General features: G+C 66.2%; 23 protein-coding genes. 10 read left to right on the top strand and 13 right to left on the bottom strand.

All coding sequences use genetic code 11. From position 1 onward, the window contains the following. Positions 1-246: 246 nt before the first annotated feature. Both ABNW52_RS12225 and ABNW52_RS12220 read left to right on the top strand, forming a co-directional pair. A complete protein-coding gene (locus tag ABNW52_RS12225; RefSeq protein WP_349588158.1) occupies positions 247-2,565 on the top strand; it encodes a YgiQ family radical SAM protein in 2,319 nt (772 codons plus the stop codon). Positions 2,566-2,676: 111 nt separating this feature from the next. Then, the gene (locus ABNW52_RS12220; protein ID WP_349588156.1) at positions 2,677-4,146 is read left to right on the top strand and encodes a protein adenylyltransferase SelO; all 1,470 of its coding nucleotides are present in this window, start codon (positions 2,677-2,679) and stop codon (positions 4,144-4,146) included. Between the two features lie 70 nt (positions 4,147-4,216). Here ABNW52_RS12220 and ABNW52_RS12215 read toward each other — a convergent pair whose 3' ends face one another. Next, positions 4,217-4,978, bottom strand: coding sequence for a substrate-binding periplasmic protein (locus tag ABNW52_RS12215; protein ID WP_349588153.1), 762 nt, complete (start codon positions 4,976-4,978; stop codon positions 4,217-4,219). Positions 4,979-5,128: 150 nt separating this feature from the next. On the opposite strand from ABNW52_RS12215, the gene ABNW52_RS12210 reads away from it, so the two are divergent. Then, positions 5,129-5,554, top strand: a complete 426-nt coding sequence (locus ABNW52_RS12210; RefSeq protein ID WP_349588150.1) for a GNAT family N-acetyltransferase — start codon at positions 5,129-5,131, stop codon at positions 5,552-5,554. A gap of 101 nt (positions 5,555-5,655) precedes the next feature. Further along, positions 5,656-6,585: a 2-hydroxyacid dehydrogenase gene (locus ABNW52_RS12205; RefSeq protein ID WP_349588147.1), complete on the top strand. Its 930-nt coding sequence runs from the start codon at positions 5,656-5,658 to the stop codon at positions 6,583-6,585. Between the two features lie 117 nt (positions 6,586-6,702). Here the strand turns inward: ABNW52_RS12205 and ABNW52_RS12200 are convergent, their stop codons facing one another. From ABNW52_RS12200 to ABNW52_RS12190, 3 genes are all read right to left on the bottom strand, one after another. After that, positions 6,703-7,203: a COG4315 family predicted lipoprotein gene (locus tag ABNW52_RS12200; protein WP_349588145.1), complete on the bottom strand. Its 501-nt coding sequence runs from the start codon at positions 7,201-7,203 to the stop codon at positions 6,703-6,705. Between the two features lie 75 nt (positions 7,204-7,278). Continuing rightward, positions 7,279-7,710 (bottom strand): carboxymuconolactone decarboxylase family protein, encoded by a 432-nt coding sequence (locus tag ABNW52_RS12195; RefSeq protein WP_349588143.1) that lies wholly within the window; start codon positions 7,708-7,710, stop codon positions 7,279-7,281. 18 nt (positions 7,711-7,728) lie between these two features. Next, the gene (locus ABNW52_RS12190) at positions 7,729-7,971 is read right to left on the bottom strand and encodes a DUF2798 domain-containing protein (RefSeq protein ID WP_349588140.1); all 243 of its coding nucleotides are present in this window, start codon (positions 7,969-7,971) and stop codon (positions 7,729-7,731) included. Positions 7,972-8,068: 97 nt separating this feature from the next. On the opposite strand from ABNW52_RS12190, the gene ABNW52_RS12185 reads away from it, so the two are divergent. Both ABNW52_RS12185 and ABNW52_RS12180 read left to right on the top strand, forming a co-directional pair. Next, entirely contained in the window at positions 8,069-8,977 is a 909-nt protein-coding gene (locus ABNW52_RS12185; RefSeq protein WP_349588138.1) for a LysR family transcriptional regulator, read from the top strand. Between the two features lie 50 nt (positions 8,978-9,027). After that, positions 9,028-9,552, top strand: coding sequence for a hypothetical protein (locus tag ABNW52_RS12180; protein ID WP_349588136.1), 525 nt, complete (start codon positions 9,028-9,030; stop codon positions 9,550-9,552). Between the two features lie 13 nt (positions 9,553-9,565). On the opposite strand, the gene ABNW52_RS12175 is transcribed toward ABNW52_RS12180, so the two are convergent. Together ABNW52_RS12175 and ABNW52_RS12170 are read right to left on the bottom strand one after the other, a co-directional pair. After that, positions 9,566-10,654 (bottom strand): polyamine ABC transporter substrate-binding protein, encoded by a 1,089-nt coding sequence (locus ABNW52_RS12175; RefSeq protein WP_349588133.1) that lies wholly within the window; start codon positions 10,652-10,654, stop codon positions 9,566-9,568. A gap of 130 nt (positions 10,655-10,784) precedes the next feature. Continuing rightward, a complete protein-coding gene (locus ABNW52_RS12170) occupies positions 10,785-11,231 on the bottom strand; it encodes a multidrug/biocide efflux PACE transporter (RefSeq protein WP_349588130.1) in 447 nt (148 codons plus the stop codon). Between the two features lie 88 nt (positions 11,232-11,319). Between ABNW52_RS12170 and ABNW52_RS12165 the strand changes: the two genes are divergently transcribed. Next, complete coding sequence (locus ABNW52_RS12165; protein WP_349588128.1) at positions 11,320-12,186, top strand: LysR family transcriptional regulator; 867 nt, start codon at positions 11,320-11,322, stop codon at positions 12,184-12,186. On the opposite strand, the gene ABNW52_RS12160 is transcribed toward ABNW52_RS12165, so the two are convergent. The 5 genes from ABNW52_RS12160 to ABNW52_RS12140 all read right to left on the bottom strand — a co-directional run bounded on the left by ABNW52_RS12160 (position 12,167) and on the right by ABNW52_RS12140 (position 18,809). Next, complete coding sequence (locus ABNW52_RS12160) at positions 12,167-13,885, bottom strand: ABC transporter ATP-binding protein (RefSeq protein WP_349588126.1); 1,719 nt, start codon at positions 13,883-13,885, stop codon at positions 12,167-12,169. The genes ABNW52_RS12165 and ABNW52_RS12160 overlap by 20 nt on opposite strands. A gap of 51 nt (positions 13,886-13,936) precedes the next feature. After that, the gene (locus ABNW52_RS12155; RefSeq protein WP_349588124.1) at positions 13,937-15,028 is read right to left on the bottom strand and encodes an ABC transporter permease; all 1,092 of its coding nucleotides are present in this window, start codon (positions 15,026-15,028) and stop codon (positions 13,937-13,939) included. 4 nt (positions 15,029-15,032) lie between these two features. Then, entirely contained in the window at positions 15,033-15,971 is a 939-nt protein-coding gene (locus tag ABNW52_RS12150) for an ABC transporter permease (protein WP_349588122.1), read from the bottom strand. A gap of 25 nt (positions 15,972-15,996) precedes the next feature. Beyond that, on the bottom strand, positions 15,997-17,769 hold the full coding sequence (locus ABNW52_RS12145) for an ABC transporter substrate-binding protein (protein ID WP_349588120.1): 1,773 nt from the start codon (positions 17,767-17,769) through the stop codon (positions 15,997-15,999). A 122-nt stretch (positions 17,770-17,891) separates the two neighbouring features. Next, the gene (locus tag ABNW52_RS12140; RefSeq protein WP_349588118.1) at positions 17,892-18,809 is read right to left on the bottom strand and encodes a LysR family transcriptional regulator; all 918 of its coding nucleotides are present in this window, start codon (positions 18,807-18,809) and stop codon (positions 17,892-17,894) included. Positions 18,810-18,928: 119 nt separating this feature from the next. Between ABNW52_RS12140 and ABNW52_RS12135 the strand changes: the two genes are divergently transcribed. The 3 genes from ABNW52_RS12135 (at position 18,929) to ABNW52_RS12125 (ending at position 21,172) form a co-directional block, all read left to right on the top strand. Further along, positions 18,929-19,339 carry a DoxX family protein gene (locus ABNW52_RS12135; RefSeq protein ID WP_349588116.1) on the top strand — a complete coding sequence of 137 codons (411 nt, stop codon included), beginning with the start codon at positions 18,929-18,931 and terminating at the stop codon, positions 19,337-19,339. Between the two features lie 78 nt (positions 19,340-19,417). Further along, positions 19,418-20,197: a DODA-type extradiol aromatic ring-opening family dioxygenase gene (locus ABNW52_RS12130; RefSeq protein ID WP_349588114.1), complete on the top strand. Its 780-nt coding sequence runs from the start codon at positions 19,418-19,420 to the stop codon at positions 20,195-20,197. A gap of 396 nt (positions 20,198-20,593) precedes the next feature. Next, entirely contained in the window at positions 20,594-21,172 is a 579-nt protein-coding gene (locus tag ABNW52_RS12125; protein WP_349588111.1) for a hypothetical protein, read from the top strand. Between the two features lie 89 nt (positions 21,173-21,261). Here the strand turns inward: ABNW52_RS12125 and ABNW52_RS12120 are convergent, their stop codons facing one another. Together ABNW52_RS12120 and alr are read right to left on the bottom strand one after the other, a co-directional pair. After that, positions 21,262-22,125, bottom strand: a complete 864-nt coding sequence (locus ABNW52_RS12120) for a LysR substrate-binding domain-containing protein (RefSeq protein WP_349588109.1) — start codon at positions 22,123-22,125, stop codon at positions 21,262-21,264. Then, the gene (gene alr / locus ABNW52_RS12115) at positions 22,085-23,221 is read right to left on the bottom strand and encodes an alanine racemase (RefSeq protein ID WP_349588107.1); all 1,137 of its coding nucleotides are present in this window, start codon (positions 23,219-23,221) and stop codon (positions 22,085-22,087) included. The genes ABNW52_RS12120 and alr overlap by 41 nt, the downstream gene beginning before the upstream one ends. Positions 23,222-23,228 lie beyond the last annotated feature (7 nt).

Below are 23,228 nucleotides of genomic sequence, written 5' to 3'. Positions count from 1 at the left end.
CGGGTATCCTGCGGCGTGGCGGCGGCAGATTATTGCGGCCAACCATGTTCAGTATTTGACACGCCTCACCGTGCCGCAACAGCAAATGCAGAACACAGTGGTAAACCGCGCCGCCAGCATGGCTAAACCCTGTCGCGTTGCAGGGTTATTTGCAGGCTATGTCAATGAAAAAAAAGCCTTTTTTTGCTGAAAGGGCCGGCGCTTTCTGGCACAATGCGCGGTTCCTTCAGAAATGCCGTTTTGACAATGACGCTTCCCGCAGCTCCGCAAGCCATCGACAGTTACCGTAAATACTGGGCCAGCCGTTTCGGCACCGCCCCGTTCCTGCCCATGACCCGTGCCGAAATGGACGAACTGGGTTGGGACAGCTGCGACATCATCATCATCAGCGGCGACTGTTACATCGATCACCCCAGCTTCGGCATGGCGCTGGTGGGCCGTCTGCTGGAGGCGCAGGGCTTCCGCGTCGGCATCATCGCCCAGCCGGACTGGAACAGCGCCGACGCCTTCCGCGAGCTGGGCAAGCCCAACCTGTTCTTCGGCGTCACCGCCGGCAACATGGACTCGATGATCAACCGCTACACCGCCGACCGCAAACCGCGCTCCGACGATGCCTACACCCCGCACGCCGAGGCCAACAAGCGCCCGGACCGCGCGGTGACGGTGTACGCGCAGCGCTGCCGCGAAGCCTATCCCGGCATCGGCGTGATGATCGGTTCCATCGAGGCGTCCTTGCGCCGCATCGCCCACTTCGACTACTGGAGCGACAAAGTGCGCCAGTCGGTGCTGGTGAACTCCAAGGCCGACATCCTGCTGTACGGCAACGCCGAGCGTGCGCTGGTGGAGATTGCCCACCGCGCCGCCAAGGGCGAGAAGCTGTCCGAGATGCGCGACATCCGCGGTACCGCCTTCATGGTGCCGCACGGCTGGCGCCCGGACGACGAGTGGCAGGAGATGGATTCCAGCGTGGTGGACGTGCCGGGCAAAGTCGACCCGCACCTCAACCCGTACCAGGAAATCCCGGAACAGGCGGCCGAGGCCACTGCGGCCAACGATGCCAGCAAACCGCAGGTGATCCGCATCGAGTCGCGCGAAGAGCGCCTGGCCAAGCGCCGTGCCGAGCGCGCCAAGACCGTGATCCGCATCCCGTCCTACGAGGCGGTGGCGCACGACCCGGTACTGTACGCGCACGCCAGCCGCACCCTGCACCTGGAGTCCAACCCGGGCAACGCCCGTGCGCTGGTGCAGCTGCACGGCACGCGTGATGTGTGGCTGAATGCGCCGCCGATCCCGCTCAGTACCGAGGAAATGGACTTCGTGTTCGGCCTGCCGTACGCGCGCAACCCGCACCCCAGCTACGGCGATGCCCACATCCCGGCATGGGAGATGATCAAGTACTCGGTCAACATCATGCGCGGCTGCTTCGGCGGCTGTACCTTCTGCTCCATTACCGAGCACGAAGGCCGCATCATCCAGAGCCGTTCGGAAGAATCGATCCTGAAAGAGATCGAGGAGATCCGCGACAAGACGCCGGGCTTTACCGGTCACATCTCCGACCTCGGCGGCCCCACCGCCAATATGTATCGCCTGAGCTGCAAGGACCCGAAGATCGAGCGTTCCTGTCGCAAGCTGTCCTGCGTCTATCCGGACATCTGCGAGAACCTCGGCACCGACCACAGCCACCTGATCCAGCTGTACCGCAAGGCGCGCGCGCTGCCGGGCATCAAGAAGATCAACATCCAGTCCGGCCTGCGCTACGACCTGGCGGTGAAATCGCCGGAGTACATCAAGGAGCTGGTGCAGCACCACGTCGGCGGCTACCTGAAGATCGCGCCGGAACACACCGAGGACGGTCCGCTGTCCAAGATGATGAAGCCGGGCATGGGTGCCTACGACAAGTTCAAGGAGCTGTTCGAGCGCTTCAGCCGCCAGGCCGGCAAAGAGCAGTACCTGATTCCGTACTTCATCGCCGCCCATCCGGGCACCAGCGACGAAGACATGGTCAACCTGGCGCTGTGGCTGAAGAAGAACAACTTCCGCCTCGACCAGGTGCAGACCTTCACCCCGACGCCGATGGCGATGGCCACCACCATGTGGCACACCCGCCGCAACCCGCTGAAGCGCCTGTCGCGCAGCTCGGAAAAGGTGGACGTGGTGCGCGACGGCTACCGCCGCAAGCTGCACAAGGCGCTGCTGCGCTACCACCATCCGGACAACTGGCAGATCATCTACGACGCGCTGATCAGCATGGGCCGTAGCGATCTGATCGGCCACGCCAAACACTGCCTGATTCCGCCGACCCCGCCGGGCGACAAGGCGGCCGCCGCGCGCCATCGCTTCGGTCAGCAGCCGTTGAACCGTGGCAAGCCGCAAGGGCAGCGCGCCCCGGCCGGCAGCCCGCGTGGCAACGGCCAGGGCAAGAGCTTCAGCGCCAGCGCCAAATCGGCCGCGGCCAAACCGCCAGCAGGCAAGGCCCCGGCCGGTAAGCCCGCCGCCGCCAAGCCCAACACCGGCCGTGGCGGTGGTGGCGCCAAACCGGGCGGCAAGGTTGGCCGCAGCCGTTAACCCGTTTGTGTCAGCCGCCCTCCGGGGCGGCTTTTTGCTGTCTCGCGCGCCGCACCTTGCCGCCGGGGCACGGTCGAACCTCAATCAATCTTCGTAGCGGAAAGCCAGATCATGCCCACCATTGCCTTTGACAACAGCTACGCCCGCGACCTGCCGCAACACGCCACCCCCTGGCAGCCGGCCGCGCCGCGCGCCCCCAGCCTGCTGTACTGGAACGCGGCACTGGCGCAGGAGCTGGGGCTGGACACGACGGCGCTGGCAGCGGAAACGTTGGCCGCACAGTTCTCCGGCGCGCAATTGCCGGACGGTGCCCAGCCGGTGGCGCAGGCCTATGCCGGCCACCAGTTCGGCGGTTTTTCCCCCAGCCTGGGCGATGGCCGCGCGCTGCTGCTGGGCGAGGTGATTGACCGCCGCGGCCAACGTCGCGACATCGCCTTCAAGGGCAGCGGGCGCACGCCGTTCTCGCGTCGCGGCGACGGCAAGGCGGCGGTGGCGCCGATGCTGCGCGAGCTGATCATCGGCGAGGCGCTGCAGGCGCTGGGCATTCCCACCACCCGTGCGCTGGCGGTAGTGGCCACCGGCGAAGAGGTGTACCGCGAAACCACGCTGCCGGGTGCGGTGCTGACCCGGGTGGCCGCCAGCCACATCCGCGTCGGCACCTTCCAGTACTTTGCTGCTCGCGGCGAGTACGAGCAGCTCAAGGCACTGGCCGACTACACCATCGCCCGCCACTACCCGGCACCGGCGGCTGCGGCCAACCCCTACCTGGCGCTGCTGCAAGGCGTGTGCGCGGCGCAGGCGCAGCTGATTGCGCAGTGGATGCACGTCGGCTTCATCCACGGCGTGATGAACACCGACAACATGACGCTGTCCGGCGAGAGCATCGACTTCGGTCCCTGCGCCTTCATGGACGACTACGACCCGGACACCGTGTTCAGCTCCATCGACAGCCAGGGGCGCTACGCCTACGGCAACCAGCCGTGGATCGCGCAGTGGAACCTGGCGCGGCTGGCTGAGACGCTGCTGCCGCTGATCGCGCCGGACGATCCGGCCAGCGCGGTGCCGGCGGCGACGGAAATCGTGGAAGGCTTCGCGCAGCAATACCTGCAGCACTGGCGCGTGCAGGGCTACCGCAAGCTGGCCTTGCCGCCACAGGACGGGCCGGGGCTGCTGGAAGACTGGCTGGCACTGTTGGCCGCGCAGGCGGCCGACCACACCCTGGCGTGGCGTTATCTGGCGGATGCCGTCGCCGGCGACGCGGCGCGGCTGCGCACGCAGTTTGCCGCCCCGGCCGCGCTGGACGGCTGGCTGGCGTCGTGGCGGCAGCAACTGGCCGCCGGCGGGCTGGCGCCCGACGAGGTCGCCGCCGCGCTGCGTGCGGCCAACCCCTTGTACATCCCGCGCAACCATCTGGTGGAAGAGGCGCTGGCCGCCGCCAGCGACCATGGCGACATGGCGCCGACGCGGCAGCTGCTGGCGGTGCTAGCCCAGCCGTTCAACGAGCGTGCCGGACTGGAGCGCTACACCCAGCCGGCACCGGCGGCGCTGATGACTGGCTATCGCACCTTCTGCGGCACCTGAGCCGCGCGGCCAACATCGCCCGCGGTTGCTGGCCGCCGACTAGCGCCGCCCCCGGATGGTGACGCCGCGCTCAGTTGCCCAGCACCAGGCCGTGCTTGCGGGCGATGCGCTGGTAGCTGCCATTGCTCTTCACCGCCTGCAGCGCGGTGTTGAAGCGCTGCAGCAGCTGCTGGCCGTTCGGGTAGTCCTGCGCCGTCATCAGGTAGTTGGCGCCCACGTCCAGCGGCTTGTCCACGGTAAAGAAATGCTGGCGTTCCGTCGGAAACAGCTTGCCCACCAGATACCAGCCGGTGGTTTCCAGCGCTGGCAACAGGTCGATGCGCCCGGCGTGCAGCATGCCCAGTCCTTGTTCCTCGCCGCTGGAAAAACTCAGGCTCAGCTGCGCCTCCTGCAGCATCTTTTCGTAGAAATAGCCGCGCACCGCGCCGATGCGGTAGCCCCGCAGCTCGTGCAGCTGCTGGTAGCTGATCTGCTTCGGCCGGCCACTGGCGCTGTAGTAGAAGAACACCGTCTTCTTGGGGTACAGCGGGACGGAGAAGTAAAAGCGCGCGTTGCGTTCCGGCGTCGGCACGTAGGGGACGGCGGCCCACACCCGTTTTTCCTCGACATAGCGCTCGCTGCGTTTCCACGGCATGAACACCAGGCGGAAGCGTACGTTCATCTGGTGGCCGACCTCGTGCAGCAGATCGGTCAGAAAGCTTTGCTGCGGCAGGGCGCTGACATATGGTGGCAGCTCGCCGGTGGCGATGGTGAGCACGGTTTCCGCCCGTGCCGCCGCCAGCGGCAGGCCGGCGGCCAACAGCAGTAGCCAGCAATCGCGTGCGCCCATCATGGCACCCTTCCGGCATCGGCCAGACTCAAGCATAGTCCATCGCGCGCCGCGCCCGGCGGCGGGGACAGGGCCGTGCAGATCCGGGCCGCCGCCTCGCCGCCGCGGGCGAATTGTGGCTAGACTGCCAGTTTTCTTGCTCCGGGAGTCACCATGTCGCACAGCAGCTTCCAGTTCACCCTCGGCGCCGATGCGCCGGCGCGGGCGGTGGTGCAGGCAGGCCTGAAGGCCTACAACATCGAGCATATCGGCGACTACGCCTATCAGGATTTCGAGCTGTATGCGCGCGACGCGGCCGGCGTGGTGGTGGGCGGGCTGTTCGGCCATTCCGGCATGGGCTGGCTGTATGTCGACTACCTGTGGCTGGATGATGTGCAGCGCGGTGCCGGGCTGGGCGCGCGGCTGATGGCGCAGGCCGAGGCCGAGGCCGCGCGCCGCGGCTGTGTCGGCGTATTCCTGTACACCTACAGCTTTCAGGCGCCGGCGTTTTACCACAAGCTGGGTTTCCAGCCATTGGGCGTGCTGGAAGACTGCCCGCCGGGCCATCAGCGCCACTATCTGAAAAAACGGCTGGCCTGAAACCGCGTCGCCGGCGCGGGCCCCGCGCTGGCGCTGGCTGCTGCCGGCCGCGCTTCATCCACAGTAAGATAAGCGTCTGTTCCCTCTCTGCCGGACCCGCCATGATCCTGATCCATACCCCCAGCCCGAAAGAAGTGGCCGCCTATCTGGCGTTGTTCCGCGCCGCCCTGCCGCAGCAGCAGTTTGTCAGCCTGGAGCAGCTCGACCAGCCCGAGGCAGTGGAGTACGTGATTACCTGGGGGCCGCCGCCGGCGCTGTTCGCCGGCCTGCCCAAGCTCAAGGCGGTGTTCGCGCTGGGCGCCGGGGTGGACAAGCTGCTGGCGCGCGATGACCTGTCGCCGGCCGCGCCGATCTACCGGCTACTGGATGGCGGCATGGCGCCGCAGATGGTGGAGTACGTGCGCTTCGGCGTGCTGTCCTACCAGCGGCACATGGATATCTACCGGCGCCAGCAGATGGCGGGGGTATGGAAAATGCTGGCGCCAAGGCTGCCGGGCGAGGTGCGCGTCGGCGTGCTGGGGCTGGGCGAGATCGGCCGCGCGGTGGCGCAGGCGCTGGCGGCCGATGGCTATCAGGTCAGCGGCTGGAGCCGCACGCCGCGCCAGGTGCCGGGCGTGGACTGCCTGTTCGGCGACGAGGGGCTGGACGAGCTGCTGGCCGGCAGCGATGTGCTGGCCTGCGTGCTGCCATCGACGTCGGAAACGCAGGGGCTGCTCAATGCCAGCAGGTTAGCCGCATTGCCGGAGGGGGCGATGCTGATCAACGCCGGCCGCGGCGATCTGCTGGACGAGCACGCCTTGCTCTATCAGCTGGACAACGGCCATCTGCGCTGCGCCCAGCTGGATGTGTTCGCCAGCGAACCGCTGCCAACTGGGCACCGCCTGTGGCAGCACCCGGCGGTGACGGTGACGCCGCATATCGCCGCCATCACTCTGCGCCAGCAGGCGGTGGAGCAGATTGCGGCCAACCTTGCCCGCCTGGCCGCCGGGCAGGATGGTCTGGGCCTGGTACTGCGCGCGCGCGGCTACTAGCGCGGCGCCGCGGCGGACGATGCCGCTGCGCCGGCGTGCCGGCGGCCGCTGTACAAAAAAAGGTCAGGCGTTATCCGCCTGACCTTGTTGCTGCTGCCGGGGCCGGCACGGCCGCCGCTACGGTTTGATCACATGCCAGACGCCATTGAAGTTGTCGCCCAGCATGTCGCCGGGTTTCTGGTCGCCACTCCAGAAATACAGCGGCCAGCCTTTGTAGCTCCATTGCCGGCGGTGGTCGTCGCGGGTGACGATGCCAAAATCGCCGCGCGCCTGGCCGGCCGGCGGCGCCATGAACGGCGGCCACTTGGCGGCGCAGGCATCGTTGCAGACACTGTTGCCGCTGCCGGCGCTGTCCTTGTCAAAGCGGTACAGCGTTTTGCCGCCCTGGGCTGCCAGCACGCCCTGATGGAACATCGCCGGGTCCATCATCATGGCGCCGTCGCCCATCATGCCGCTGCCCTGGGCGGCCATCATGCCGTCGCCCATCATCTGGCCATCGCCCATCATCTGGCCGCTGCCCATCTGCATGCCGTCATGCATACCGGCGTGATGGCCGTAGCCGGCACAGCCGCTCAGCGCGCCCAGTGCCAGCAGTAAAAACAGGGTACTACGGGTCATGGTTGGCTCCTTCACAAGTGGTGTTGCTAGGCCAACCATAGTTCACCGTCCGGCAATAACCAAATCGGCGGCCAGCTACTGGCGCATGCCTACCGCCAGGCGGTTGAAGGCATTCATCAGCGCAATGGCGAAGGTGAGGTCGGAGACTTCCTGCGCGCTGAAGTGCGCGGCCAGCGGCTGGTAGTCGGCGTCCGCCGCGTGGTTGTCCGGCAGCGCGGTCAGCGCCTCGGCCCACTGTAGTGCAGCGCGTTCGCGCGGGCTGAACAGCGCGCTGGCATGCCAACCGGCCAGCGCATCCAGCCGCTGCTGCGGCTCGCCGCGTGCGCGCAGCGCGTCGGCGTGCAGCCCTAGGCAGTAGCTGCAGCCGTTGATCTGCGAGATGCGCAGGTAGACCAGTTCGATCAGCGGCAGGCCCAGCGGGCTGTCTTCCAGTGCCTGCTTGCACTGGCGCAGGCCGGACAGGGCGTTGGCGGAAAGCTGGTAGTAGGGCAGGCGTAAGGTGGACATGGCGATTCTCCTTCGGGTTTACACGCGGGTGGCGGGCAGGCCGCCCACCAGTTTCAGACTCAGCCTTTGCACCGTCGGCGCCAGCAGCACCACCACGGTGAAGGCCGCCGGCCAGGCCGCCACAAAGGCCTTGCCCCAGTGGGCGAGGTAGGCCGGGCCGGCGCCGAGGTTGAGCCAGGTGACCCAGGCAGTCATCAGCAGCGACATCAGGCAGGACATCAGCAGCGCAAACATCAGGCGCAGACGCAGGGGGGCGGGCATGGCGGTGGCTCCTCAAGTAACGATGGCGGCAGCTTAATCAACCGCGCTTTGTGCAAATAGAGCTAATATTTCAATATCAAATTGCAGGAATGGAATCATGCTGGACGATCTGGCGCTGTTCGTGAGCATCGTGGAAAGCGGCAGCCTGAATGCGGCGGCGGGGCGGGCCGGCATGCCGCCGGCCACGCTGACCCGGCGGTTGCAGCGGCTGGAACAGCAGCTGGGCTGTCGCCTGCTGCACCGCAGCGCGCGGCGGCTGGTGCCCAGCAGCGAGGGCTGGCAGTACTACGAGCGCTGCCGGCCGCTGCTGGATTCGCTGCGCCAGGCCACCGAGGCGCTGGACAGCGCCATCAACCACGTGGCCGGTACGGTGCGGGTGTTGGCGCCGGTGACGCTGGCTACCGGCGTGCTGCAGCCGGCGTGGGCCGGCTTCATGACGGCGCACCCGCAGATCAACCTGGAGCTGCAGCTGAGCAACCAGCGTGAAGACCTGATCGGCAGCGGTGCCGATCTGGCGGTGCGCGTCGGGCCGCTGCCGGATTCGCAGCTCAACCAGCGGCTGCTGGGGCGCGCGCCTACCGTACTGGTGGCGTCCCCGGCCTATCTGCAGCAGCATGGTTGGCCGCAGCATCCGCATGAGCTGGCGCAGCACGCGCTGCTGCTGGCCGAGCCGCTGATGGAATGGCGGCTGCAGCACCGCAGCAGCGGCGAGTGGCTGAATCTGCCGCCTCCGGCCACTGCCCGGCTGCGGGTCAACGAAATCCAGCTGGCGGTGGACATGGCCTGCGCCGGGCTGGGCATCCTGTATTGCCCGCTGAGCCAGGCCTACCGCGCGCTGGCGGATGGCCGTCTGCAGCGCGCGCTGCCGGACTGGCGCGGCGATGCGCGCGATATCTACGCGGTGTGGCCGCAACAGCGCCACCTGCCGGCGCGGGTGCGGGCGCTGCTGGATTACCTGATCGACTTTACCGCCGGCCACCCGCTGTTTGCCGGCGAAGAGCTCTGAGTGCGTTGCGGTGCGACGGCCTGGGCGGCCACCGATTCTGGAGAATTGTCATGCACGAGCTTCATCACACTTTGCGCCAGCTGTATCTGCGCGCCCGTACGCTGCAGCCGGAGGGCGCCATTACCGTGTTGCAGCTGAGCGCCGGGCACTGCGGCTTTGCCAGCGGCAGCGGCGCCGCGCCGGCCAGTAGTACGCTGCTGGCGCTGGGCACCCAGCTCGGCGCCAGCCTGTTCCGCCACGCGCCGCCAACGGTGCAGGAAATGGAGCACGCCATCATGCAGGTGGAAGACAGTCTGGCGCCGGTGCGGCCAACCTTGGCCGCCGACAGCCAGCTGTACTGCGCCGATGCCGAGGTACGCGCGCTGGCCGGCCATGCCGGTGTCAGCGGCGACGGCATCTTGTGGCTGCCGACCGAGCAGCTGGAGCACACTTTTGGCCGCTTTGCCGAGGTGGTGCAGGGGCGGCCGGCAGCGCTGGAACGGCTGCCGGTGGACGCCGAGTTCGCCGCTACCTTGCTGATCGTGCGCGAGCTGACCCACCACCTGGGATTTGCCGGCATCCGGCTGCTGCCATAATGCCGGCGGCAGCTCAGTAATTACGCGTCTTGAAGTCCTGCCACAGCCGGGTCACCAGCCGTTGCAGCGCTGGCGCCAGCGGCGTCAGCACATAGCTGTTTTTCAGCTCCGCCGCGCCGGGGAAGATGGACGGGTTGTTGCGGTGCTGCGCCGCCATCAGCGGGCGCGCCGCCAGCACCGCCGGCGCATAGGTGACGAAATCGCCATTGGCCGCCGCCACCCGCGGCTGCAGGTTGTAGTCGATGAAGCGGTAGGCGGCGTCCACGTTGGCCGCATCTCTGGGCACGGCAAAACTGTCCACCCACACGCCGACCCCTTCCGCCGGCACCAGCGCGCGGAGGCGTACGCCGTTGCCGGCCGCCTCGGCGCGGCGGCGGGCGATGTTCAGATCGCCGCCATAGCCCAGCGCCAGGCACAGCTCGCCGCGCGCCATTTCATCCATATAGCCGGACGAGGAAAAGCGCGTGATATAGGGGCGGATGCGCTTGAGCAGCGCCGCGGCCGCCTGATAGTCGGCCGCCTGCTGGCTGGCGGGCGTTTTGCCCAGGTAGTGCAGCGCGGCGGCAAACACCTCGTTGGGAGAATCCAGCAGGCTGACGCCGCAACTTTTCAGCTTGGCGACGGTTTCCGGCTGGAACAGCAGCGCCCATTGCCGTGGCGGCAGCGGGCCGCCCAGCGCCCTGGCAACCCGCGCCTCATTGATGCCCAGGGTGTTGATGCCCCAGAACAGCGGCACCGCGTAACGGTTACCCGGGTCGGCCGGCTGCATCAGTTGCAGGATGGCCGGGTCCAGCCCGGACCAGTGCGGCAGCCGCTGCTTGTCCAGCGGCTGGTACACGCCGGCGGGAATCTGCCGCGCCAGAAAGGTGTTGGACGGCACCACCAGGTCGTAGCCGGAGCGGCCGGTAAGCAGCTTGCTCTGCAACACCTCGTTGCTGTCGAAGCTGTCATAGCGCAGGTGGATGCCGCTGCTGCGCTGGAAGGCGGGCACGGTGTCCGGGGCCAGGTAGTCGGCCCAGGCATAGAAGTTGAGGTTGGCCGCACTGGCGGCAGGAAGCGCCAGGGCGGTGCAGAGGGTCAGGGAAGCGAAGGTCGCGCGCATGATGGCTGCCTTTCTGTGCAAGGGCGCCAGGGCCCGAGTGGTGCGCCTGCGGGGCAGACGGCTCCCATCCATGTTTAGGCAGCCGACACGTAGAGGCTGCCGCGCGATACGTTCGCGCGTGACGTCGGAATCAGCCCTGCTGCCCCAGTGCGCGCCGCGCCTGCAGGCGGCCGCGGGCGTGGTCGTAGCTCCAGTTGAACACATAGGTGTAGGGCAGGAAGAACAGCAGCACGCCGATATCCAGCACCAGCGCCTGCCACAGGCTGCAATCCAGCCACCACGCCACCACCGGGATGGTCAGCAGCAGCATGCCGCCTTCGAAGCCGATGGCGTGCAGGCTGCGCACCGCCGGCGTGCGCCGCCAGCCACAGCGGCGCTCCAGCCGCTCGAACAGCGCGTTGAACAGCATGTTCCACAGCATGGCGATGGTGGACATCATCAGCCCCAGCACGCCGATGTGGCCCATGTCGGCACCGGCCAGCCAGCTGCCCAGCGGCACCAGCAGCGCCATGGCGCAGGCTTCGTACAGCACGGCGTGGAAAATGCGCTCGCGCAGGGTTTTGTCGTCGCTATGCATGTTGCGGCCAACCTGTGGTATCGGGATGAGTGGCAGTGTGATAGGTTTTTTGCGTAGATAACAGTTAGGTTCTATCGGAGTGACCGATATGTCGATTGCCAATGATGCCTTGATTGCCTTCGTGCTGGCGGCGGAGCAGGGCTCGTTTTCCGCCGCCGCGCGCAGCCTGGGCAAGCGCCAGTCCACCATCAGCGAAACCATCGCCAATCTGGAGATCGACCTGGGCGTGGCGCTGTTCGAGCGTCGCGGCCGCCAGCCGCAGCTGACCGCCGCCGGCCAGCGCTTGTTGCCATATGCGCGGCAGACGCTGGCGGCGCAGGATAGCCTGCGGCAGCAGGCGCAGCTGCTGGCCGAGGGGCAGGAGCCGCGGCTGACCATCGTGCTGTCCGATACCTTCCACACCGGCGATTTCGAGGCGGTGCTGGGCAGCTTCGCGCAGCGCTTTCCGCGGGTGGAGCTGGAGTGCCTGGTAGGCGAGCTGGACGATGTGCTGGCGCTGGTGCAGAGCGGCCGCGCGCACCTGGGCATGCTCACCGCGCAGCCGGATTACAGCGCCGATCTGGCGCACCAGGCGCTGGCGCGGCCGGCGGAAACCTCGCTGTACGTGGCGGCGGGGCACCCGCTGGCGCAGCAGGCCACGCTGGACGAGGCGGCGCTGCGCGGCTGGCGCGAGCTGCGGCTGCGCACCTACCAGGACACGCCGCAGCCGGACAGCGGCGGGCAGTGCTGGTCGGCGCCCAGCTATCTGCTGCTGATGGAAATGGCGCTGCACGGCTTTGGCTGGGCCGAGCTGCCGCACTGGCTGGTGGAACGCTACGGCAGCGCGCTGCAGCGGCTGCCACTGCCCGGCTGGCCGCGGCGGCAGCGTATCGATGCGGTGTGGTCGCGGCGCCAGCCGCTGGGGCCGGCCGCCGCCTGGCTGCTGCAGGTGCTGGTTACGCCACCTGCGGCTTGAAGCTGTGCGGCCAACCTTGCGGGATGGCTGCCAGCAGCTGGCGGGTGTACGGGTGCTGCGGCTTGGCATACAGCGTGTCGGCGTCGCCCTGTTCCACGCAGCGGCCGTGCTGCATCACCAGCACCTGGTCCGACAGGTGCTTCACCACCGCCAGATCGTGCGAGATGAACAGGTAGGACAGCCCCAGTTCGTCCTGTAGTTCCTGCAGCAGGTTGAGCACCTGCGCCTGCACCGATACGTCCAGCGCCGACACCGATTCGTCGCAGATCAGGATGTCCGGGTGCATGGTCAGGCAGCGGGCGATGGCGATGCGCTGGCGCTGGCCGCCGGAAAACTCGTGCGGGTACTTGCCCAGCGCCTGGTGGCTGAGGCCGACCCGCTCCAGCCAGTTGCCGGCCAACTGCAGCCGTTCGGCGTGATCGCGGCCGATGCCGTGCAGCAGCATTGGCTCGGTGAGGATCTGCGCCACGCTGAAGCGCGGGTTGAGCGAGGCATACGGGTTCTGGAACACGATCTGGATGCGGCGCCGGTAATCGCACAGCTGGCGCGGCGACATCGCCAGCATGTCGTGGCCGGCAAACAGCACGCGGCCGGCGCTGGCGGCCTGCAGCCGCATCAGCGTCAGGCCCAGCGTGGTCTTGCCGGAGCCGGATTCGCCGACGATGCCCAGCGTGCGGCCGCGCATCAGCTGGAACGACACCTGCTGCACCGCCTGGCAGCAGTGCTGCTTGCCAAACCAGCCGTGGCGGCTGTGGTATTCCACGCTCAGATTCTGCACTTCCAGAATCACCTCGTCGTCCGGCAGGTAGCCGCGCTGGCGTTGCGGCGGCTCGCTGTAGCCGGCCTCGCCGAGAAAATCCTTGATCACCGGCAGCCGCGCCGGGCGGCGGGCCAGGTGCGGTCGGCAGCACAGCAGTGCCTTGGTGTACACGTCTTGCGGCGCCTCGAAAATCTGCTGCACCGGCGCGTGTTCGCGGATGCTGCCGTGGTGCATCACCACCACCTCGTCGGCGAACTGGCCGACCAGCTCCAGATCGTGGCTGATGAACAGCACCGCCATGCCGTGTTTTTTCTGCAGGCTGGCCAGCAGCTGCAGGATCTGCTGCTGGATGGTGACATCCAGCGCAGTGGTCGGCTCGTCGGCGATCAGCAGCTTCGGTTCGCAGGCGATGGCCATGGCGATCATCACCCGCTGCTGCTGGCCGCCGGACAACTGGTGCGGGTAGCTGGTCATCTTGAGGTCCGGCGTCGGCAGGCCGACCTCCTTCAGCAGCGCCACCGCGCGCTGGTGCGCGGCCTTGCGGCCAACCCTGGTGTGCAGCATCAGCGTTTCGATGATCTGTTCGCCGACGGTGTACACCGGGTTGAGCGAGGTCATCGGGTCCTGGAACACCATGGCGATGTCGGCGCCGCGCAGCTGGCGCAGCTCGCGGCGGCTGGCGGTCAGCAGGTCGCGGCCGGCAAACAGGATCTCGCTGCAGGCATCGATCTGGCAGCCATGCGTCGGCAGCAGCCGGGTGATGGCCATGGCGGTGACCGATTTGCCGGAGCCGGATTCGCCGACCAGCGCCACGGTGCGCCCGGCCGGAATGTCGAAGCTGATGCCCTTGAGCGCCGGCACGCAGTGGCCGTGCTCGTCGCGGAAGCTGACGCGCAGGTTGCGGATGCTCAGCAATGGTGGGGAAGGCGGGGTAGTCACGCTGTCACTTTCGGGGCCGCTGGCATGGGGGGAGCTTGTTTTCACCGTGGCTTACTTCACTTTCGGGTCCAGCGCGTCGCGCAGGCTGTCGGTCAGCAGTGCAAAGGCGGTGACCAGCAGCGACATGACCACGGTGACGGTGAGCATCTGCCACCAGTAGCCCTGCAGCAGCTCGGCCGGCGCCTCGGCCAGCATGGCGCCCAGGCTGACCTGGGTGACGCCGACGCCAAAGCCGAGGAAGGACAGGATCGCCTCGTACTTGATCAGCGCCACGGTGAGCATGGAAAACTGCACCAGCAGCAGGTGGCTGACGTTGGGCAGGATGTGGTGGAACATGCGGCGGCTGTGGCTGGCGCCGATGGCGTCGGCGGCGCGCACGTATTCGCGGCTCTTATGCTTGAGGAATTCGGCGCGCATCAGGCGGTAGCTGCCGGTCCAGCTGGTGAACGCCATCACCAGCACCACGGTGCCGATGCCGCGGCCGCTGACGGCGGCAAAGGCCAGCAACAGCAGCATGTCCGGCACCGAGGTGAATACGCTATAGCCCCACAGCAGCAGGTCGTCGAGCAGGCCGCCGAAGTAGCCGGAGATCGCCCCCAGCACGGTGCCGATGGCCAGCGCCAGCAGCGCGCCGCTCAGCCCCACCAGCAGCGAGGTGGCGGTGCCCTGCAATACTTTTTGCAGCACGTCGCGGCCGCGCTGGTCGGCGCCCAGCGGCAGGCTGTCGGCCTTGGGTGCTTCCGCGCTACGGTACTGCGCCGCCTGTTGCTGCGCGGCGGCCATGTCGGCGGCCAGCGGGTCTTCGCTGGCGGCCAGCCCGGTGGCGGCGCTGCTGTCGCCGGCGGCGGCGGCGCGGCTGCGCTGGCTGGCGGCGTCGATATCGGCGGCGTTCAGTTCCACGTGCTGCGGGCCGACACCGACGAACAGCGTTGGCGGCGCAAACGGTTTGGCCACTTCATCCTGCCAGTGGCGCGCCAGCAGGCCGCTCCAGGCGCCCAGCGCCAGCAGCAGGTAGACGCCGACGATGCACAGCGCGGCAAAGCCCAGCCGGTCGCGGCGCAGCCGGCGCCAGCCCAGGCGTGCCAGGCTGTTGTGGGAAGGGTTGGCCGCAGTCAGCGGCGGCAGGGAGCTGGGTGTGGACATGGCATCAGGATAGCTGGACCCGCGGGTCGATCAGCTTGTAAACGATATCGGCCAACAGGTTGAACAGCATGGTGGCCAGCGCAATGTAGATGGTGATGGCCTTGATCACCGGAAAATCGCTGCGATCCACCGCCATCACCACCTCCTTGCCCATGCCGGGAATGCCGAAGAAGGTTTCCAGTAGCATGGCGCCCATCATCAGGTAGGGCAGTGACATCATCAGCGAGGTCACTACCGGGATCATGGCGTTGCGCAGCACGTGCTTGAGCATGATCACCGGCTCGGCCAGGCCCTTGGCGCGCGCGGTGCGCACGTAGTCGTGGCTCATTTCCTCGACAAAGCAGCTGCGGTAAAAGCGGATGTCCGGCGCCAGGCCGACGATGACCCCCAGCAGCAGCGGCAGCGGCAGGTAGTACAGCAGGTTTTCCGTCACGCGGTCGCTCCAGCCCATGATGGGAAACAGCCCGGCCTTGTGCGCCAGCCAGTACTGGCCGGCGATGATGTACACCAGCCCGCTGATCGACATGGCGCAGGTGGAGATCAGCGTCACCAGCCGGTCGGTGAGGCTGCCGCGCAGGTAGGCCACCAGTGCGGCGATCACCACCGCCAGCACGGTGCCCAGCAGCAGGATGCTGCCGGTGAGCAGCAGCGACGGGCCGATGCGGCTGTGCAGGATGCTGGATACCGGCTGCTGGGTGGACCACGAAACGCCGAAATCCAGCGTCAGCACCTGCTTGACGAAGAGCAGAAACTGCTGCGGCAGCGGCAGGTCCAGCCCCAGCTGGTGGCGGATATTGGCCAGCGCTTCCGGGCTCAGGTTCTTGCCGGCCAGGATGTAGGACGGATCGCCGCCCACCCAGTTGAACAGCACGAACAACAGCAGCATCACGCCAAACAGCGTCGGTACCATTTGTCCTACGCGGCGGATGATGAAAGCCAGCATGATGTACCCTCCTGCCCGCGGCCGCTTACTTCTGCAGGTCCAGGTAACGCCAGCTGGTGTTCAGCAGCGGGTGCAGCTTCAGCCCTTTCACATACGGCTGCGCCAGCGTGCTGCGCACGCGGATATCGCCGTAGATCCACGGTTGCTGCACCACGGCGATCTTGTTCATGGCGTCGTACAGCTTGTTGCGCTCCGGGCCGTCCGGCAGCTTGAGCGAGGCTTCGAACAGGCGGTCGTAGTCGGCGTTCTTGAAGTCGGCGGCGTTGGAGTCGCCGGCATTCTTGCTGTACAGCAGCTGCATGAAGTTCTCGCCGTCCGGATAATCGGCGCCCCAGGCCATGCCCCACATCTGCAGCTTGCCCTGGTGGTTGGCCTTGGACAGCTCGTTCCACTTGCCCTGCTTGAAGCTGAGGCGGATTTTCAACTTGTCGAACGCCTGCTGCCAGTATTCGTTCCACTGTTTGTCCAGCGCGCTGGTGCCGCAGGCCAGTTCGATTGCCAGCGGCTTGCCGTCCGGGCGGGTGCGGTAACCGTCGGCGCCGATACGGTAGCCGAAGCGGTCCAGCAACACGTTGGCCGCCGCCGGATCGTACTTGGGCGCGCCACGGAAGGCCGGATTGTGGCCGGCTACTCCGGCCGGCACGATGTAGTTCATCGGCACCGCCTGGCCGCGGCGGATGCTGGCGATGGTTTCGCTGACCGGGAACGCCATGGCGATGGCGCGGCGCAGCGCGATTTTTTCCTTGCTGTCGCCGCCGACCACCGGGTCCTGCATATTGAAGAAGTGGAAGGTGATTTCCTGCATCTGCTGGCGTTGCAGCTGGATGCCCTGGCGCGCGTATTTATCCGCCAGTCTGACCTTGAGCGGGTTTTTCGGATCGATCACCAGCGCGTCCTGCAGGGCTGCCTGCGGGATGCCGCTGATGTCCAGCTGGCGGTTGAGGAAGGACAGCCACAGCGGCTGTTCTTCTTCGATGATGGCCACTTCCACGCGGCCAACCCGCGGCAGGGTCTTGCCCTGCAACGCCTGTACCACCGCCTTGTCCACCGGGTCGTTGCCCGGTCTGCTGTCGAACACCACCTTGCGGTAGCCCGGGTTGGCTTCCAGCACGATCTTGCTGCCCGGTTTCCACTCTTTCAGCAGGTAGGGGCCGGTGCCCACCGGGTGGGCGTTGGTGTTGTCGCGGTTGGCTTCGATCACCTCGCGCGCCACGGCGCCAAAGGCCGGCATCGCCAGAATGGACAGGAAGTTGAAGTTGGTGCTGGTGAGGGTGAGCTGCAGCGTGTACTTGTCCAGTACCTTGATGCCGTCCACCGGGGTGTCGTAGTTCAGCGCGCCCTTGCCGGCGGCCTTCACCAGCTCGTCGGTGCCGATAAAGCGGCCATCCACCAGGAAGCTCCACGGCGAGCGCACGGTGGGGTCGAGGTGGCGCTTGATGCTGTAGGCGTAGTCGGCGGCGGTCAGCTCGCGCTTCTTGCCCTTGAAGGCGGCATCGTCGGCAAAGTAGATGCCGGGCTTGAGCTTGAAGGTGTACACCCTGCCGTCCACCGACACGGTGGGCAGTGCGCTGCTGGTGTTGGCCACCAGCTTGGCCGGCCGCGCCAGGTAGTCGTAGCTGACCAGCGAATCGTAGATGTTCTCGTTAATGGCGCTGGAGTACAGGTCGGACACTTTGGCCGGATCGAAGCCGGTTTCCGCGGCATTCATCGCCACCCGCAACACTTTGTTCATGTCGGCAGCGGCTGCCGGCAGCATCGCGCATGCGGCCAACATGGCGAGCAGGGCGTGTTTGTTCATGATGGCTCCTCGTCTTTTGTCTTTATTTATAGTCTGGCAATAATGCCGCTTTTCATGCCCCGGCATGGGGCAGCGGTCACCGGCGGGCCAGCTTAATGCAAGCCGTGCGCTAGCACAGGATATCAGGCACTGGCCGATGGGGCAGGCGGGCCGAGCCGGGCGAGCATATCCTGCAGCAGCTCGATCAGCACGCGCACCTTCATCGGCAGATAACGCCGCGCCGGATACACCACGTAGACATCGGCGCTGCGCGTGCGGTACTGCGTCAGCACCGGCTGCAGCTGGCCGCGTTGCAGCGCGTCTTCCAGCAGAAAGCGCGGCTGGAACAGGATGCCCATGCCGGCCACGGCGGCGCTGACCAGTACGTCGCCGTTATTGCTCTGCAGCGGGCCATCCACCGCCACCGCGGTTTCCTCTTCGCCGTGCCAGAAGCGCCATGCCTGTGGCAGGCTGCCCTGCTGGTAGCGCAGGCAGCTGTGCTGCAGCAGATCCTGCGGCGTCTGCGGGGTACCGTTGGCCGCAAGATAGGAGGGCGCTGCGCACAGCAGCATGTCGATGCGCCCCAGCGGCCGCGCAATCAGCCCGCCGCCCAGCGGCTGGGTGCTGATGCGTAGCGCCAGGTCGAAGCCGTCTTCCACCAGGTCAACCTGGCGGTCGGACAGCTCCAGCTCCACCTGCAGCAGCGGGTGACGGCAGCGCAGCTCGGCCAGCCAGTCGCCCAGGTAGCGCATGCCGAACGACAGCGGCGCCGCCATGCGCAGCGTGCCGCGTGCCTCCAGGCTCTGCTGCATCGCGGCGGCATCGGCTTCTTCCAGCTGTGCCAGCACCAGCGCGGTGCGGCGGGCGTAATCCAGCCCGGCTTCGGTAAATGCCAGCCGCCGGGTGGTGCGCTGAATCAGGCGGGTGCCCAGCTCCTGCTCCAGCGCGCTGACGTACTTGCTGACCATGGCGGTGGACATCTCCAGCCGGCCGGCGGCGGCGACAAAGCTGCCGCTATCGTGAATGGTGTGAAACACCCGCAGTGCCACCAGCTTGTCCATGATTGTTTCTTTTTGGTGGTGAATCAATTGCCTGAATAGCGGTTTATTTGCTTTCTGGCAAGGTGTTTAATGCACTCATCGCTGTGACACGCAGCACCACCCACCGAAAGGAAAGCATCATGATCGATACCCGCACCGCGCCTTATGCCGCCCTGCTGTTGCGTCTGGCACTTGGCATTATGTTTCTCGCCCACGGCCTGATGAAGGTCCTGGTGTTCACCCCGGCCGGAACTGCCGGCTACTTCGCAAGCATTGGCCTGCCGGGCTGGCTGGGCTATGTCACCATCGTCGCCGAGCTGGGCGGTGGCGCGCTGATCCTGCTGGGCGTGGCCGCGCGTCAGGTGTCGTTGCTGCTGGTGCCGCTGCTGCTGGGCGCCGCCATCTTCGGCCACGGCGGCAATGGCTGGGTGTTCAGCAACCAGGGCGGCGGCTGGGAATACCCGGTGTTCCTGGCGGTAGCGGCACTGGTGCAGGCGCTGCTGGGAGATGGCGCGCTGGCGCTGAAGCCGCTGGGCCGCCGTGAACGCTGAGCAACTGCAGATATTTTGAATCGCGTATTTTGAATCCCGACGCGGCCACCGGCCGCGTCGGTTTGCCGGAGCAATACCATGACCATCGCCCCACTGTTTATCTCGCACGGCGGCCCGGATGTGCTGATCAACGCCTCGCCGGCCCGCCACATCTGGCAGGCCCATGCGGCCCAGCTGCCGCGTCCGCGCGGCATCGTCATCATGTCCGCCCACTATCTGGCGTTGCAGCCGCTGGTGGGCAGCGCCGCACAGTGGCGCACGGTGCATGACTTTGGCGGCTTTCCCCGCGAACTGTATCGCCTGAGCTACCCGGCACACGGCGATGCGGCGCTGGCACAGACGGTGAGCGATGCGCTGACCGCCGCCGGCATCGCCCACCAGCAGGATCCGGCCGACGGCATGGATCATGGCGCCTGGGTACCGCTGCTGATGATGTACCCGGATGCGGATATTCCGGTGGTGACGCTGTCCACGCTGCCGCGGCAGGACGCTGCGACGCACTATCGACTGGGGCAGGCGCTGGCGGCACTGGCCGCGCAGGACATCCTGATCATCGGCTCCGGCAGCATCACCCATAACCTGTATGCGCTGGGCGCGCCGGACACCCCGCCACAGCCCTGGGCGCAAGCCTTTGCCGACTGGGTGGCGCTGCGCGTGCAGCAGGGCGATGTGCCGGCACTGCTGGATTGGCAGGCACAGGCGCCGTTTGCCCGCCAGAACCATCCCACCGATGAACACCTGCTGCCGTTGTTCTTTGCCCTGGGCGCCGCCGACGGCAAGGTTGGCCGCAGCCTGCACCGTGGCATCGAATACGCGTCGGTTACCATGGATGCCTGGGTGTTTGATAATGATGTTTAGATATATCATTGTTTTGCATCAAGAAAAGCTCCCTGCGCGGGAGCTTTTTTTATTGTGCCCTGTCGAAGCTAGGCGCATTGCTGCGCCATCTCTCCTGAGTTACCAGATGTGGCATGGACAGGGAGTCATGCCACCGTAGCGCTTGATGATGGTTGCCGAATTGATAGGGGAAAGAGTTCCGTTCATTTCGTTCAAAAATACAAAACGACTGATTCAAATCATTCTGCTTTATCCTAGCGTTGATAGTAACTATAGTTACTACATTACTAGAACTATTAAGCAAGACAAGCATTACAAACGTATTGCGACTGTTCATTAAATGCATGAACAAGGTGGAAAAAAACTGAACGAATTACGGCCCTGAGTAAACGGGTCGCTTATTGAAAGGAATACATCATGAAAAAGTTTGTACTTGTTGCCGCTCTGTTCGCCGCTTTCGCTGGTATCGCCAATGCTCAGACTGTTGCCCGCGCCGGTGACTACCAAGAGCCGACTATCTTCGCTCGTGCTGGCGACTACCAAGAGCCGACTATCTTCGCTCGTGCTGGTGACTACCAAGAGCCGACTATCTTCGCTCGTGCCGGTGACTACCAAGAGCCGACGATCTTCGCTCGTGCTGGCGACTACCAAGAGCCGACTATCTTCGCTCGTGCTGGTGACTACCAAGAGCCGACAATCTTCGCTCGTGCTGGCGACTACCAAGAGCCGACTATCTTCGCTCGTGCTGGGGACTACCAAGAGCCGACTATCTTCGCTCGTGCAGGTGACTACCAAGAGCCGACTATCTTCGCTCGTGCTGGTGACTACCAAGAGCCGACGATCTTCGCTCGTGCCGGTGACTACCAGCAGCCGACGATCTTCGCTCGTGCCGGTGACTACCAGCAGCCGACGATCTTTGCTCGTGCCGGTGACTACCAGCAGCCGACGATCTTCGCTCGTGCCGGTGACTACCAGCAACCGACTATCTTTGCCTGATTGCTGCTGCAGCATCAGCAAGCAACAAAAAGCCCGCAACTGCGGGCTTTTTTGTTTTGGGCTGGCGGAGTGCTGCTGCAGCCGGGCGCTTACACCGCCTGCTGCAGCCAGTTCACCAGCGGTTGCACCCGCCGCAGGTGGCGATCATGTGGTGGCAGTACCAGGAAATAGCCCTTGCCGGAGGGCACGGTGCGGCTGCATGGCGTGATCAGGCTGCCGTCGCCCAGCGCATCTTGCACGATGAACGGGTCCACCAGTGCGATGCCCAGGCCATGACGCGCGGCTTCGATGCCCATCACGTCGGCGTCGAACAGCAGTTCTTTCTGCCCTTTCGGCCACGGCGTGCCCAGCCACAGCTGCCAGTCGTGGCGATCGCGGCTGGTGTGGATTAGGGTGTAGTCGGCCAGCTGCTCGATGCTCAGTTGGGTGTTGCCCTTCAGCAGGGCGGGAGAGGCCACCGGGGTCAGCACCTCGCGGTGCAGCAGCTCGATGTTGACGCCGGGCCAGTCGCCTTCGCCGTACTGGATGGCGAGGTCGAACAGCCCCCAGTCGAAGGCCGGTTTTTCTTCCCACACCGTGCTGACGTTGATGTCCAGGTCGGGAAACTGCGCCTTGAAGTCCTGCAGCTGTGGCACCAGCCAGCGTACGGCGATGGATGGCGGCGATTTGATGCGGATGCTGTGCTGGCGCTGGCTGAGCTGTTCGCAGGTATCGCTGATCTGCTGCAGCGCGTCGCGCAGGCAGTGTTGCAGCGTGGCGCCTTCCGGGGTCAGCGCGATACCGCGCTGGCTGCGCACCAGCAGCGGAAAGCCGAAGTGTTCTTCCAGGTTGCGCACCTGGTGGCTGACCGCGCTTTGGGTCAGGTACAGCGTTTCGGCGGCCTTGGTAAAGCTTTGCAGGCGGGCGACCGCTTCAAAGATACGCAAGGCATTGAGCGGGGGCAGTTTGGTCATCGGGCAGGGGGGACAAAGTGTTGTCCGCCACAATCTGCCGTATTGGCAACCGGCTCGTCAATGCGCACTGCAGTTCTTCGCTGATGGTGCCGCAGCGCCAGGCGATCTCGTCGCAGCTGAGGCGTGCATCGCCCCACAGCGTCACCTCGTCGCCGATGCCCACCTGCGGCTGCTCGGTCAGGTCAATGGCCAGCACGTTCATCGCCACGCGGCCAACCAGCGGTACCCGCTGGCCATTCACCAGCACCGGGGTGCCGCTGGGGGCGGCGCGCGGATAGCCGTCGCCATAGCCGGCGCCGACGATGCCGATGCGCATCGGTTTGGCGGCGGTAAAGGCCGCGCCATAGCCGATGCTGTCGCCGGCCTGCAGCTCGCTGGTGTGCACGATGCGCGCGGCAAAGCGCATCACCGGTTGCAGCCCGTCCAGCCACAGCCGGGTGTCCGGATAGAACGGGTTGTTGTTGTACAGCAGGCCGCCCAGACGCACCGCGGCGCCGTGGGTCAGCGGCGCGCGCAGGGTGGCGGCGCTGTTGGCGGCGGTGAACGGCAGGTCGGTGGCGTCCACCACCTGCATGAAACGTTGCCACGGCGCATCCAGCTTGATGGCCAGATCGTCGGCGCAGGCAAAGTGCGTCATCAGCCCGGCCACCTGGCAGCCCAGCGCGCGCAGTTCGGCCACCACCGCAATCGCCCGCTCGGGGACGAAGCCGAAGCGGTTCATGCCGGTGTTGACCTTCACCCACACGCGTAAAGGTTGGCCGCAGGCATGCAGCCACTGCAGCTGGTGCTCGGAGCGCACCACCACGTCCAGCTGCCAGGCATGCGCTTCCTCCAGCTCGCGCGCCTCGATGGCGCCTTCCAGCAGCAGGATCGGCGCGCGCACGCCGGCGTGGCGTAGCGCCAGCGCGTCTTCCAGGTTGATCAGCGCAAAGCCGTCGGCCTGCGGCAACGCCTGCGCCACGCGCAGCAGGCCATGGCCGTAGCCATTGGACTTCACCACCGCCCACACCTTGGTGTGCGGCAGCTGGCGCTTGGCCACGGCGTAGTTGTGGCGCAGGGCGGGCAGATTGATTTCGGCGTAGGCGGTGCGGGTCATGGCGGGG

It is taken from the genome of Vogesella oryzagri (genome assembly GCF_040148885.1).
Lineage (GTDB): Bacteria > Pseudomonadota > Gammaproteobacteria > Burkholderiales > Chromobacteriaceae > Vogesella > Vogesella oryzagri.
This window is presented reverse-complemented; position numbering and strand designations above follow the sequence as displayed.